15 protein-coding genes are annotated in these 13,074 nt (G+C 67.9%); 11 read left to right on the forward strand and 4 right to left on the reverse strand.

Going from position 1 to position 13,074, the window contains the following annotated elements; genetic code table 11:
• Positions 1-53: 53 nt before the first annotated feature.
• The 8 genes from CBQ26_RS01695 to CBQ26_RS01730 all read left to right on the forward strand — a co-directional run bounded on the left by CBQ26_RS01695 (position 54) and on the right by CBQ26_RS01730 (position 5,868).
• Positions 54-452, forward strand: a complete 399-nt coding sequence (locus CBQ26_RS01695; protein WP_088246882.1) for a thioredoxin family protein — start codon at positions 54-56, stop codon at positions 450-452.
• A gap of 3 nt (positions 453-455) precedes the next feature.
• Complete coding sequence (locus CBQ26_RS01700; RefSeq protein WP_088246883.1) at positions 456-1,190, forward strand: cytochrome c biogenesis CcdA family protein; 735 nt, start codon at positions 456-458, stop codon at positions 1,188-1,190.
• A gap of 65 nt (positions 1,191-1,255) precedes the next feature.
• Positions 1,256-2,367 (forward strand): IS630 family transposase gene (locus tag CBQ26_RS01705; RefSeq protein ID WP_088246884.1). Its coding sequence is split into 2 segments (ribosomal slippage): positions 1,256-1,682 and positions 1,682-2,367, totalling 1,113 coding nucleotides; the frame shifts between segments, so codons are not numbered across the junction.
• A gap of 34 nt (positions 2,368-2,401) precedes the next feature.
• Positions 2,402-2,770, forward strand: a complete 369-nt coding sequence (locus CBQ26_RS01710; RefSeq protein ID WP_143341910.1) for an MBOAT family O-acyltransferase — start codon at positions 2,402-2,404, stop codon at positions 2,768-2,770.
• Between the two features lie 109 nt (positions 2,771-2,879).
• Entirely contained in the window at positions 2,880-4,025 is a 1,146-nt protein-coding gene (locus CBQ26_RS01715; protein ID WP_244897969.1) for an RNA-guided endonuclease InsQ/TnpB family protein, read from the forward strand.
• Positions 4,026-4,099: 74 nt separating this feature from the next.
• Positions 4,100-4,450, forward strand: a complete 351-nt coding sequence (locus tag CBQ26_RS01720; protein WP_172417871.1) for an alginate O-acetyltransferase AlgX-related protein — start codon at positions 4,100-4,102, stop codon at positions 4,448-4,450.
• A gap of 106 nt (positions 4,451-4,556) precedes the next feature.
• Positions 4,557-5,534, forward strand: coding sequence for a transposase (locus CBQ26_RS01725; RefSeq protein WP_088246887.1), 978 nt, complete (start codon positions 4,557-4,559; stop codon positions 5,532-5,534).
• Entirely contained in the window at positions 5,521-5,868 is a 348-nt protein-coding gene (locus CBQ26_RS01730) for a hypothetical protein (RefSeq protein WP_088246888.1), read from the forward strand. Before CBQ26_RS01725 ends, CBQ26_RS01730 begins: the two co-directional genes overlap by 14 nt.
• Positions 5,869-5,953: 85 nt before the next feature.
• Here CBQ26_RS01730 and CBQ26_RS01735 read toward each other — a convergent pair whose 3' ends face one another.
• The 4 genes from CBQ26_RS01735 to CBQ26_RS01750 all read right to left on the reverse strand — a co-directional run bounded on the left by CBQ26_RS01735 (position 5,954) and on the right by CBQ26_RS01750 (position 10,251).
• The gene (locus CBQ26_RS01735; RefSeq protein WP_143341911.1) at positions 5,954-6,493 is read right to left on the reverse strand and encodes a hypothetical protein; all 540 of its coding nucleotides are present in this window, start codon (positions 6,491-6,493) and stop codon (positions 5,954-5,956) included.
• A gap of 129 nt (positions 6,494-6,622) precedes the next feature.
• Positions 6,623-6,892, reverse strand: coding sequence for a hypothetical protein (locus CBQ26_RS01740; protein ID WP_088246890.1), 270 nt, complete (start codon positions 6,890-6,892; stop codon positions 6,623-6,625).
• 119 nt (positions 6,893-7,011) lie between these two features.
• Positions 7,012-8,649 carry a tyrosine-protein kinase domain-containing protein gene (locus CBQ26_RS01745; RefSeq protein WP_088246891.1) on the reverse strand — a complete coding sequence of 546 codons (1,638 nt, stop codon included), beginning with the start codon at positions 8,647-8,649 and terminating at the stop codon, positions 7,012-7,014.
• Between the two features lie 132 nt (positions 8,650-8,781).
• Complete coding sequence (locus CBQ26_RS01750) at positions 8,782-10,251, reverse strand: exopolysaccharide biosynthesis polyprenyl glycosylphosphotransferase (RefSeq protein ID WP_088246892.1); 1,470 nt, start codon at positions 10,249-10,251, stop codon at positions 8,782-8,784.
• 239 nt (positions 10,252-10,490) lie between these two features.
• Here CBQ26_RS01750 and CBQ26_RS21695 point away from each other — a divergent pair, with 239 nt between their 5' ends.
• The 3 genes from CBQ26_RS21695 to CBQ26_RS01765 all read left to right on the forward strand — a co-directional run bounded on the left by CBQ26_RS21695 (position 10,491) and on the right by CBQ26_RS01765 (position 13,059).
• On the forward strand, positions 10,491-11,021 hold the full coding sequence (locus tag CBQ26_RS21695) for a hypothetical protein (protein WP_088246893.1): 531 nt from the start codon (positions 10,491-10,493) through the stop codon (positions 11,019-11,021).
• A 95-nt stretch (positions 11,022-11,116) separates the two neighbouring features.
• On the forward strand, positions 11,117-11,731 hold the full coding sequence (locus CBQ26_RS01760; RefSeq protein ID WP_244897970.1) for a tetratricopeptide repeat protein: 615 nt from the start codon (positions 11,117-11,119) through the stop codon (positions 11,729-11,731).
• Positions 11,728-13,059, forward strand: a complete 1,332-nt coding sequence (locus tag CBQ26_RS01765) for an O-antigen ligase family protein (protein WP_088246894.1) — start codon at positions 11,728-11,730, stop codon at positions 13,057-13,059. The genes CBQ26_RS01760 and CBQ26_RS01765 overlap by 4 nt, the downstream gene beginning before the upstream one ends.
• Positions 13,060-13,074 lie beyond the last annotated feature (15 nt).

Genomic DNA, 13,074 nt, shown 5'->3' on the forward strand with positions numbered 1-13,074 from the left:
GCGCCCATTGAACCTCCGGAGCCTGCCGTCCGTACCCTGAGTGGAGGTCCAACATGAACCGTACTGTTGCCCTGCTCAGCGCCGTCCTGTTCGCCACCCTGACCGCTCCTGCCGCCGCCACCGCCGCTAAGGTGACCCCGGAAGCGACCCGGTACCAGCCGTATACCAAGGCCGCCTTCGACGCCGCGAAAGGAACGCAGCGCGTGCTGTTCTTCGCCGCCTCGTGGTGCCCGAACTGCCGCGCCGCTGACGCCGATATCGCGGGGAACATCGCGCGTGTGCCGGCCGGCGTGACCATCTTCAAGACCGACTACGACAAGGAAGGCGCCCTGAAGAAGCAGTACGGCATCACGTACCAGCACACCTTCGTCCTGGTCGACAAGGACGGCAAGGCCCTGAAGAAGTGGGCCGGCGGTAAGCTCGACCAGATTCTCACGAACACCCGGAAGTAAGGCGTGCTGCTGCTGCTCGTGGCCTTCCTGGGGGGCGTCCTGACGGTCCTGTCGCCCTGTGTCCTGCCGGTCCTGCCGGTGCTGCTGTCCGGCACGGTCGGCGGGCGCGGACGGCCGCTGGGGATCATCGCCGGGTTCATCGGGTCGTTCGTGCTGCTCACGCTGTTCCTGGCGAGCGTGGTCAGCGCCCTGAACCTCAGCCCCGACCTGATCCGCTGGGTGGCCATTGCCCTGCTTCTGGGCTTCGGTCTGACCCTGGCCGTCCCGGCGCTGCAGCACCGCTTCGAGCTGGCCATGAGCCGCTCGCTGCCGCAGCGCCGTCCCGGTGACCGTGACGGGTTCCTGGGGGGCGTGCTGGTCGGCGTGACCCTGGGGGTCGTCTGGACGCCCTGCGTCGGTCCGATCCTGGCGAGTGTGACCACCCTGGCCCTGAGCGGTCAGGTGACAGGCTTCGCTTTCGCCGCGACCCTGGCCTACGCGCTGGGCGTGGCTGCGCCCATGCTGGCCGTCATGCTGGGGGGCCGCCGGCTGCTGCACCGCCCGGCGCTGCTGGGTCGCCTGGGAGGGCTGCAACAGGTGTTTGGCGCGGTGCTCGTGGTGTTCGCCATCGGCATGGTGTTCGGCGTGGACCGTCAGGTCCAGACCCTGCTGATCGAGCGTCTGCCGGCCCTGCAACAACTGACCTTCCTTGAAGAATCGGACGCCGTGCAGCAGCAACTGCAACGCCAGCTCCCCTGAGCCCGATCGACCGTTCCGGTACCGCTAGTGGATGACCACAGGCTTGGTTTGATCTAAGCTGAGGGATGGGAAGACAGAAACAGTTTATGGTGGCGTTATCGGCACACGAGCGGCAGGAACTGACGGACATGACCCGCAAAGGCGTCCACAGTGCGCGGGTCATGACCCGCGCCCGCCTGTTACTGCTCAGTGACCAGGGACTGAAGGACCGGGACGTCGCCGAGCGGGTGGGCGTCAGCACCGTGACCGTAGCATCCATCCGGCGCAAGTTCGTACAGGGCGGCCTGAAGGCCGCCCTGTACGAAAGAGCCCGACCGAAACAGCCGCCCAAACTTGATGCTCACGGGACGGCCATCCTCATTGCCGAAGTGTGCTCCGCGCCCGTCGGGCGCGAAACCTGGACGATGCAGTTGCTGGCTGATCGCCTGGTGACGCTGGGGGTCGTAGACAGCATCAGTGATGAAACTGTCCGGCGCACACTGAAAAAAACGTCCTCAAACCGTGGCAGGTCGAGAGTTGGTGTGTCGCTCAGGTAGGCGCGGACTTCGTGTGGCGGATGGAGGCCGTACTGGACACCTACGCGCTGCCCTACGATGCCTGTCGGCCGGTGATCTGCTTCGACGAGAAGTCCTACCAGATGCTCGATCATGTGCGGGATCCGCTGCCACCCGTGCCGGGACACCCGGCACGGGTCGACCATGAATACAAACGCTGTGGCACGGTGAATTTCTTCGTGGCCTTCGAACCGCTGATGGGTCAGCGCACCGTGACGGTCACGGAGCGGCGAGGGAACGCCGAGTTCGCGGCGCAGCTCCAGGCGCTGGACGTGCGGTATGCGGCAGCGGACAGGATCGTGCTGGTGCTGGATCAGCTGTCGACGCACAGTCCGGCCGCGCTGTATCAGCATCTCCCGGCTGAGGAGGCGCGTCGGCTGAGCCGACGCTTCGAGTGGGTGCACACGCCCAAACATGCGTCGTGGCTCAACATGGCGGAACTGGAGTGGTCAGTCCTGCAGCGACAGTGTCTGGGGCAGCGATTGGCCAGTGTGGATGCCGTTGAAGCGGAGTTGCTGGCGTGGGAAACCGACCGCAATGCGCGGTCGGTGCGGGCGAATTGGCAGTTCTCGATATCGGCTGCACGGGACAAGCTGAAACGTCACTACCGCTGCGATGAATAGCCATCGTCATGCTTGTGGTCATCCACTAGTGGACTTGCACCGTGGTACGGCCAGACCGCCGCGTAACATCGTCGATTTCGGGGCGTTCGTGACGCTGTTCCCGCATCTGGTGGCCGGGCCGATCCTGCGCTTCCACCTGCTGGCCGATCAGTTCCGCGAGCGGACGCACACAGCAGAGAAATTCGCTCTGGGGGCACAACGCGTCATGATCGGCCTGAGCATGAAGGTTCTGCTGGCTGATCCGCTCGCGCCGCTCGTGGAAGCTGCTTACACGGCGCAGCGTCCCAGCGCTGCGGACGCGTGGCTGGGAAGCGTGGCTTACAGAAAAGGGTGTGGGCGGAAAGCCCAGGGTTTTAACACTGGGATGGATAGCCCACGCCTCCCGCAAGGGAGGCCGTGCTGATGCTTCTGTCTGAAGCGAAAGCGCCGCCGCATGCTATGCTGGAACAGCAAAAACCCGCCGCCTTTCTGGGGAGTCAGGCGCGGGGGACGGCGAACACCTTATCAAGGAGGTGACGCACATCCAGACTACCACGCATCTCAAGGCGTTCAGGTATCGCCTTCGCCCAACCAGAGCGCAGGAAGCTGCGCTGAACGAACAGTTGCGTCTCTGCCGCAACCTGTACAACTGCGCGTTGCAGGAACGCCGAGATGCCTACCGCAAGGCTGGGAAGACCGTGACCGGGTACGACCAGATGAAGTACCTGACGGAAATCAAGGCCGCGCTGCCGGAGTACAAGGGGGTCTACTCCCAGGTGCTTCAGGACGTTCTCAAGCGGCTGGATAAGGCGTTCAAAGCCTTCTTCCGGCGCGTGAAGGCAGGGCAGACCCCCGGCTACCCGCGCTTCCAAGGGCAGGACAGATACGACTCCATCTGCTACCCGCAGTCGGGGTTCAGCGTCTCCGAGAAGACCGCGTACTTCTCGAAAATCGGCAACATCCGAATCCGGCTGCATCGCCCGCTGGAAGGCAAGGTCAAGACGGCCACCATCACGCGGGACTGCGGGGAGTGGTACGTCAGCTACGTGTGCGAGGTGGAAGCCCAGCCGCTTCCCGAAACGGGAAGCTCGGTGGGCGTGGACGTGGGCACCACATGGTTCTGCATCACGTCCGATGGCGAGTTTGTGGAGAACCCCAGGCACTTTCAGACCGCAATGAAGAAGCTGCGGGTTGCTCAGCGTGCGGTGGCCCGCAAGAGAAACAAGCGCAGCAACCGCAGGCGGAAAGCTGTTCAGCGGGTCGCCAAGTTGCACCGCAAGATCAGCCGTCAGAGGCTCGATTTCCACCACAAGGCCGCTGCCAAGTTGATTCGGGAGAACGATTTGATCGCTCACGAAGACCTGAACGTGTCGGGGATGGGGCGGGGCAACCTGGCCCGCAGCATCCACGATGTCGGTTGGGGTCAGTTCTTTTCTCTCCTTTCCCAGAAGGCAGAATGGGCCGCTCGGAAAGTTGTTCGCGTAGACCCCCGGTACACCTCTCAGCGGTGCAACGCTTGTGGGCACACCTGCCGGGAGAACCGGGCGAGTCAGTCGCGGTTTCGATGTGTCGCCTGCGGTCATGTGAACAATGCCGACCTGAACGCAGCGCGAAACATCCTGGGACGGGCCGTCCCTTCAGGCATCAACGTAGCGGTCGTCAACGCAAGCGTTGCCTGAGAAGCCAATGGATTTATCTGTTGGTAGGTCACAACGGCGGGAAGACCACTTTCGCGCCTGGTGACCGCCGACCCATGGCGGTGATCTTCAAGACCCTCAACGTGCAGGGCGGCGGCAGCAGCGCGGATCTGATCAAGCTTCAGGCGGGCGATCTGCTCGGCGGGGCCGCCGATACTGTTCTGGTCGGCGCGAGCAGCAGCCTGCCTTCCCTGAATTTCGCCGGGTTCCTGCAGACGGAACTGTCGCGGCGGATCGACAACGTCTCCTTCGGCGGCGCCGGCGTGTTTTCCAGTCTCAAGGACTACCTGCTGGACGAGGCGTTCACGCAGAGTCCGCCTGCCACGTTGATCTGGCAGATTCCGCTGCTGGGTGGCGACGACCTCAGTACCCGACACTTTCCCGGGGGCTTGAAAAAGTTCGGCTGACACGCGAGAACAGAACGCGTCTCCCGATGTCCTCGCCAAGCTGACCCGCTGCTTCACCGCGCACTTTCCGGAGTTCCGCAAGAACCAGGTCGAGTTGCTTTCTCTCATGGTCCTCGCACTACTTGGGGGCAAGGACGTCCGGCATGCCGAACTCGCCGCGCGCTTCCCCGGAAGCGCGCACAACGCCTCCGTCATCCGCCGCGTGGAACGCTTCTTTGACCGGCATCCCATCCAGCCAGCCGACGTTGCCCGGGTGGTTCTGACGCTCCTTCCGTCCGCTCAACCACGCGAATTCATCCTCGACCGGACAAATTGGAAATACGGGCAGACCGATGTAAACGTCCTGCTCCTGGCTGTCATCTGGCGGGGCGTCGCGATCCCCCTCCTCTACGAGCTGCTGCCCCACGGGGGCGGCAGCCATACGGAGATCCGGCACACTCTCATGGACGATGCCCTCTGCCTGCTCTGTGCAGCGGAGATCCGAGTCCTGTATGCCGACCGTGAATTCGTCGGCTATGACTGGATTCAGGGATTGGCCTGCCGTGGGATTCCCATCTGCGTGCGCCTGCGGAGCGACACGCTGATGGACGACTGGACGGCGAAGGACTGGCTGAGTCGCTTGCAGACCGGCCGTGCCGGTCTGCTGGTCGAGGACACGCTGGTGTACGGGCAACCGATGAACGTGGTCCTGACGCACACCCGAGATGGTGAGTCGCTGATCATCGCCAGCAACGCCGGAGCGGTGACGACGATCCAGACGCGATATCGCCGGAGGTTCCTGATCGAATGTCTCTTCCGGGCATTGAAGAGCAAGGGCTTCCAACTGGAGGGAACGCACATGACGCTCCACGATCACGTGGAGCGCCTGCTGTGTTTGTTGACGCTGACCTATACGTGGTGTGTGCTCGTCGGAGTCACGCTGGATTGCCCGAAAAAAGCACATGGTCGCCGGGCGTGGAGCGTGGTGAAGATGGGCTTGCGGGAGCTGGTCCGGTCGCTCAGCCGGGAGTCGACTCGCCTGTGTGACTTGATCCACCTGTTGATGCCGTCCCAGACGAACTCCCCGGAAAGTGTCGGGTACTGAGGGCGACGACACCGCCGAGAGCGACCTGCGTTTCGTCACGGCCGCCGCTCGCGGCGCAGGGACCAGCGTCGCGCGGGCCAGTGGCACCGGCAGCGCCCGCGTGACCGTTGCCGGACTGACGGGCGGCGCGGCCCGCGTCCGCGTGAGCGACGCGGCCACCCGGACCGTCACCGTCAAGGTCACCAGTGACAGGGGAACCCGTGAGTTCAGAATCACCAACTCTGAACGCATGACCCACCGCCAGGAGTTCCTGCTTGACCTGGGTGACCTGGGGAACGTCACTGCGGTCGAGGCGGCCGCGCCCGGCGGCCTGGAGCTGAACGTCGTGAAGTGACGGCCGGGCCCTCTCGCTGCCCCGGGTTTCCGTTCTGGTCGGTCTGGTACCGGCTCCCCCGGGGCGGCGCTTTCATCGCTGAGTGTCAGCGGGTGCGGGTGAGGGTGCAGGTGGGCTGGCCGGTCAGCGCGCCCGTGTTGATGTACAGCTGCGCGGCTTTGACAGTCGCGGGTTGCGTCAGGTCGCCCGTGATGAGCAGGCCGCGCTGGGCTTCGTTCAGGCGGGCGTGCGGCGTCCGGACCAAGCAGCTGTAGCTGGCGGGCGGGACCTTCCCGGCCGGCTGGGAGATCAGGCGGGTCGCGGCGATGAAGACGGGATCGCTGTCTTCCGGATCGTAGAACATGTTGTCCTGGAACCGCTGGGGGCCGGCGGTGGTGACGGTCGGCTCGAAGGCGGCGCCGCCCTTCCCGACCGCGCGGAAGGCGCCGAGGGTGAAGGTGACGGCGCCCGGCAGGGCCGCGACCGGCACGTCGGCTTTCATGGTCCAGGACTGCCCGGCCGTGAGGACCGGCGTGGCCGGCACGGGAGTGGCCAGTCCGGGATTGACTGGGGCGGGCGTCCTGGCGGACGCGAGGGAAACGAGCGCCAGTGCGGCGCAGGGCAGACCGGAATGGAGACGGGGCATCGGGAGGGTAGCGTAGCATGCGGGCTCCGATTGAAAGGTTTGCAGGGGCTTTCAACCGGAGCGCAGCGACCCGTCAGGCCCGCCTATCACGCCCGGCCGCGCGCGCTGAACCGCCGGACCCGCGCGCGGTCAGGGCATGCGGACGGGCCGCGTTTCGGGCAGGTCGTCCCGGTGGCGGAGGTACGCCCGCCACGTGACGCGCCCGGCGAGGACGGTAGCGGCCCCCACGCTGGCGACGACGCCGGTGAGCGGCGGGAGGGCCAGCAGCGCAGAGGTCACGCCGGTGCTGGCACCGGCCGCGACGATGACCGGCAGGCGGCGGCGCAGGGCGCGCCGGACGCAGCGGCGAGTGTGAGCGTGACGGCGACGGCGGTTGGATTCGAAGAGGACGGAACTCACGCGGGGCAGTATGGCAGGGAACGGCGTTCCGGTCGGCTGTTGTTGACCGGCCCCGACGGCGAGCGCCCCGGGCAGGTGGGCCTGGGGCGCGTGAGGGTGGGCTGGGTTCAGAGGGGCGTTCAGTTGCTGGGCGTGGCGGGCGGCGTCAGGCGGTGGTAGTTGTAGTTGTAGTAGTAGCCCTGGTTGCTGCGGTTGACCTTGTTGATCACGACGCCCATCAGGGGCGCGCCGGTGCTGGCGAAGGTGGTCAGCACGCGCTGCACTTCCGGGACGCTGGTCTCGCCGCTCTCGACGACGAGGATCATTCCGTCGAGCTGACGGCCGATGACGTACGCGTCGGCGAGCGCGAGGACGGGGGGCGTGTCGATGATGACGATGTCGTAGTTCTGCGCCCAGTGGCGCAGCAGGTCCGGCAGGTCCGGGCGGGACAGCAGGCTGGCGGCCTTGCGGCCGGTCTCGCCGGCGGGCAGGACGTGGATGCCGCCGCCGACGTCGAGGGCGCTGGCCTGCTTGGGATGTTCGATGGCGATGGTGACGTCGCAGCGCAGCGGGACGGTGTTGCCGGGCAGCGCGACCCACGGGCGGCCGGCGACGGACCAGTACTCCTGCTGGGACGGGCGGTGCAGGTCCAGGTCGATGACGAGGACGCGTTTCCCGGCGGAGCTGTAGGAGGCGGCGGTGGTGGCGACGACGGTGCTTTTGCCTTCGGCGGGGCGGGGGCTGGTGACGGCGATGATGGCGTTCTGTTCGGGGAGGCTCGCGGCGAGGTTCACGCGGATGAACCCGCTGGGTTCGTACAGGTCGCCGGTGCGGGCGAGGCCGACCATCGCGCCGCGTTTGGCGCGGGCGAGGCGGGGCAGTTCGCCGAGGGTGTTCACGCCGAGTTGCAGCAGGTCGCTGGAGGTGCGGACGCGGCGGCGCAGCGCGTCGAGCAGCAGGACCACGCCCGCCCCGGCGAACAGGCTGAGCAGGAACACCAGGGCGGCGTTGCGGGTGGGTTTCGGCGCGACGGGCCGGCGGGGCGCGTTCGCCTCGGCGAGCAGGGTCAGGTTCCCGCTGGCGCCTTCCTCGAAGACGGTCGCCTGCGAGAGGTTGAGCAGCAGCTGCCCGCGCGCGGCGACGAGGCTCTGCGCTTCGAGACTGCCGGGCGTGAGCGCGCCCAGGCGGGCGTTGAGGTTGTCGAGTTGCCGCTGGAGGTTCTCGCGGGCGCGGGACACGCCGCTGCGGGCGCGTTCGACGTCCCAGGCGAGCAGGGCGGTCGCGGCGGCGTTGGCGAGCACGCGGGCCGCTTCGGGACTCTCGGCGCTGGCCTTGAGGTCGTACACGCCGCGCTGCTGCTGGTCGAGGCGGGCCTTGACGGTCACGCGCGCGTACCGGTCGTTGGCGAGTTCGTTGTTCAGGTCGGCGGTGATCTTCGCCTTGATGTCCGCCGGGAGGCCGGACTTGCTGACGATATCCGTGATGCGCACGACACTGGCGCGCGAGTGGATGACCTCGTCCACGGCGCCCTGCGGGAGCTGGCTGGCCGTGACGGACGCGCCCTTGAGGGTGTCGTTGGACGTGTCCGGCATGCTGGACATCAGGCTGGTGCCCGCCTCGAAGGTGGGTGCCTGCCGGCTGCTGACGAGGTACGTGACGCCGGCCAGGACGACGGGCGTGACGGCCAGGGGAATCCAGGCGCGGCGGAGGGTTTCGAGGACCTGCAGCAGGTCGATGTCGTCGGAGGAGCGGCGGGGCGTGTCGGGGGTCAGGGTCATGAAGGGTCGGGCCTCTCGGGAGTCACGCCGCGGTGATCGCCGGGCGTCTGGAAGTGGGTGGTCAGTGGCCGCGCCCGGCGGGACGGCGCCCGTGCGCGGCTGGGTGGGGAGGGCAGGCTGGTCTGTGGAGGGTCAGTAGGCACCGGCGCTGCGGATCACGGCGCGGAAGGTCCGCATGAGGATGACCGCGTCGAGCCACACGGACCAGTTGCGGACGTAGTACGGGTCGTGCTGGATCATGCCGTCGTTCCCGGCGTCGCTGCGGCCGGACACCTGCCACAGGCCGGTCATGCCGGGCCGCATCTCGCGGCGCAGGTGCTGCACGAACGCCGGGAGCAGGTCGTGGTGGTACGCGGGCAGCGGGCGGGGGCCGATCAGGGCCATCTCGCCCCGGAGGACGTTCACGAGTTGCGGCAGTTCGTCGAGGCTGGTCTTGCGCAGGATGCGGCCGATGCGGGTGATGCGGGGATCGCGGCGCAGCTTGAAGTGCTCCTCCCATTCCGCCCGCAGGGCCGGGTCGTTCGCGAGGCGTTCCTGCAGGACGGCCTCGGCGTTCGGGACCATCGTGCGGAACTTCCAGGTGCTGAAGGTCGCGCCGCCCAGCCCGATGCGGGGCTGCAGGAACAGGGGACTGCGGCGGTCTTCGAGCCAGATGAGCAGGCCGATCAGCAGGCACAGCGGTCCCCAGAACGGCGCGGTGACGGTGACGGCCAGCAGGTCCAGGAGGCGTTTCGTGCGGCGGGCGACAGGATCGGCGAGTTTCTGGTTGAGGCGCACGCCGAGAATCCCGCCGAGGTCGTTGGTGCGCGCCCAGAGGGACTGCACGTCGAACAGGTCGGGAATGACGATGACGCTCCGGTACACGCTGAGCGGCCCGTCGAGCAGTTCCACCTGCCGGGCGCGGGGCGCGCCGGGCATGGCGAGAATCGCGACGGGTGTCTCGTACGTCCAGCTGCTGGTCGGGCCGGCGACGGGAACGCCGTCCACGTCGGTTCCCTGGCGGTGCGGGGCGTCGTCGTACACGGCGACCGGGTGGTACCCGAGGCCGGGTTCGTCGTGCAGGGCGCGGATGACGCGTCCGCCGGTGGCGGCGCCGCCGTACACGACGACCGGCACGCCCCACACGCCGGCCCGGAGGAGCAACGTCTTGATCAGGCTGCGCGTGAGCAGCAGCAGCGGCGCCAGGAGCGCCAGGAGCAGCAGGTGCGGCAGTTCACGGGCGACACTCTGATGCACGAGGAAGCCGGACAGGGCGCTGCCGAACAGCAGCAGCGCGGTGAGCTGCACGGTGTAACGGAGCTCCCCGACGATGCCGAGGCCCCAGCCGGGCAGGAGTTTCCCGCCGTACATCAGGACGCAGTGCAGGATGAACAGCGTCGCCCAGCGGGCCTGCGGCAGGTTCTGATCGGGTGTCACCGCGTGCATGAACGCCCACGTGGCTGTCCACGCGGCGGCGTTCCCGGCGAGCAGCGCCGCGGCGTTCAGGACGCGGCGGCGCAGGAAGGCGTTCGCACGCCGCGTGCGGGTCAGGTTCCGCTGGTGGAGCGCAGGTTCTGCGAGCCACTCTCCGGACGGCGAGTGTGAGGGCGGCTTAAGCACCATGAAGAAAAGTATAGGGGATGGACCGTCCCCTTCTCATACCTTCGGCGTCGACTCCCACTTCATGAAGTCCGCCAGCCGGAAGATCACGGCCCCAACCCGCGTGAGAATGTTAGAATCATGGCAGTCATGGCTCACCTGGTCGGACCTGACGTGACCACAGACGCTCGAGGTTCCGCCCGACCTGCAGCCCGAGTGCCCGCACACGACCCGCCCCCGCTCTTCCCAGCCCGAGGTTCCCCATGAAGAAATTCATCCTGTCCGCCACCCTGCTGTCCGTCGCCCTGCCCGCCGCCCTGCCCGCCGCGCTCGCGCAGGCCACGCAGACCCGCGCGCCCGCCGCGACCGGCACCGACGTCCTGAAAGCCATCCTGAAAGCCAAAGGGCTCGTCCTGACCGACGCGCAGGTCGCCGCGATCCTCGCCGGCCTGCAGCCCGGCAGCGCCTCCGCCGGCCCGTACGCCGCGCTGCTGGGCATCTCCCCCGAATCCCTCACCTCCCTGCTGAGCGCCAAGACCGCGCCCGTGCCCGCCGCCGTCGCCCTCAAGGCCGTGCTGGAAGCCGCGCGCCCCGCCCCCCGCCCCGGCGAGACGCCCAAACCCGTCAGCCTCGCCGCCGTCCAGCAGTTGCTGGCCAGCAACCCCAGCCTGTTCACCGGCTCTGTCGACTCCGTCGCCAGACTCGTGGCCGACCCGGTCGCCGCCAGCACCCTCGCCAACCGCGCCGAAGTCATCGCCAACGCTCCCGTCACGCCCCGCGGCGGCGGCAACTGACCCCCACGAACGGCTGAACCCCCACGCCGCCCCCACCGGGGCGGTGTTTTCATACCTCCCCCCTCCCCTTCTTCCGCACGGTGGTGACTCCTCCCTTGACCCAGCCTCCCTCGACCCAGCGTCCCTCGACCCAGCGTCCCTTGACCCAGCGCAGCATCCCCTTCCCCTGGCCCGTCGCGTTCCTCGCCGCCGCCGCCCTGATCCTCCCGGCCCGGCAGGCCCTCACGGACCTGCGGACCACCGACCTCCTGACCCGCGCGCAGGCCGAACAGAACCGCCTGGAATTCGACGCCTCCCTGAACGCCGTCCGGCAGGCCGCCGTCCTGAATCCCCGCGACGCCCGCGTGCAGCAGCGCCTCGCGGAAGGGGCGCGCAGCCTCTGGTACTTCCGGAACACCGACGCCCTGAAGACAGAAGCGGAAACCGCGTTCGCCGCCGCCAAACGCCTCAGCCCCAGCTGGCCCAAACCGCACTACGAGCACGCCCGCATGTACGCCTTCCGGCAGGATTACGCCCGCGGCCTGACCCTCCTGCAGGGCGCCATCGACCGCGACCCGAACAACGCCGCGTACTGGCTGGAACGCGCCCGCTACCTCGAACTGGCCGGACAGACCGCGCAGGCCAGGGGCGCCTACGACCGCTGCCTGACCCTGAACCGCAACGTCGGGGAATGCCGCGACGGCCTTGAAGCACTCGAGGGCCGCCCGTGACCCCCACCGACACCACCGCCTCCACCCTGCGCGCCCGCGTCGCCCGCAGCGCCGAATGGCTCGCCCTGCTCGCCGCGTGCCTGACCATCGCCTGGGGTCCCCTGGCGCAGGGCAGCGCCTTCGGCTGGGGCTTCAGCGGCCTGATCCTCCTCGGCAGCGTCACCGTCGCCCTGACCCTGATCGCCACCGGCCTGCGCGGCCGCCTGGACCTCCCCAACCCCCTGATGACCCTGAGCGCCCTGGCGTTCCTGGGCTGGGTGTGGTTCAGCGCCAGCGGCGCCCCCGACCGCCTCGAAGGCCTGCGCTGGGCCGGCATCTGGACCGCCGCCATCGGCACCGCCCTGAGCGTCCACGCCCTGGCCCGCACGCACGCACGGCAACAGACGGTCCTCACGGCGTTCCTGCTGACCGGCGGCGCCGCCATCACGCTGGCCCTCCTGCAAGGGCAGGGGCACCTGATCCCCGGCTTCACGTACCTGGACGGCGTACCCGAGAAGATCCTCACTGGACCGTACTTCCACCCGAGCCACTACAGCGGCTACCTGATCACCGTCGCCGCCCTGACGAGCACCGTCCTGCTGAACACCCGCCCCGGCTGGCACACCCTGCCCGTCCTGGCCCTGGCCGCCGGCGCGCAGTACACGAACCTGTTCACGGACGGCAGCTCCATTCCCGCCGCCATGCTGGCCGCCGGCGTACCCGTGATCGTCTGGGCCTGGAAGCACCGACCCTGGGCCGGATTGACCCTCTCGGCCGCCGCCCTGGCCGCCGCCGCGTGGGTCGTGATCACCCTGACCACACCCGCCGGACAGGCGCAGTTCGACACGTACAGCAAGCAGATCGGAATCAGTCAGTCATTCGAAACGTTCATCGAGGTCCGAAAGGCCATTCACCGCTTCGGCACAGCCCTGATAGAGACCCAGCCCATCACGGGCATCGCTCCCGGACAGTGGGCCACCGAGTTTCAGACCGTACGCGCACCTGTCACCGACCATCCTTTCAGACAGTATGCCGACGGCCAGTACGTCAATTACGCCCACAGCGACTACCTGATGGTCGCCGTTGAACTGGGCCTGATCGGTGCGGCGCTGCTATCCGTGACACTACTGGTCGGCCTGCTCGGGCGCGGCTGGACGCCCCTCGCCATGACCGGGGCCGCCGCCCTTCCCGTCTACCTGTTCACTGGCCTGTACGACAGCCACCTGAGCGCCATTCCAGGCACCATGATCGGCGCATACGTGCTGATCCTCGGCGCACGTGCCCTGCGGCCCGTGCCACCCACCCGGCCGGAAGCCCCGGCCCCCGCTTCGGTGGATCTGAACTTCTGATCCTGTAGACCACAG

Origin of the sequence: Deinococcus indicus, assembly GCF_002198095.1 — a bacterium.
In the GTDB taxonomy this organism is placed as follows: Bacteria; Deinococcota; Deinococci; order Deinococcales; family Deinococcaceae; genus Deinococcus; species Deinococcus caeni.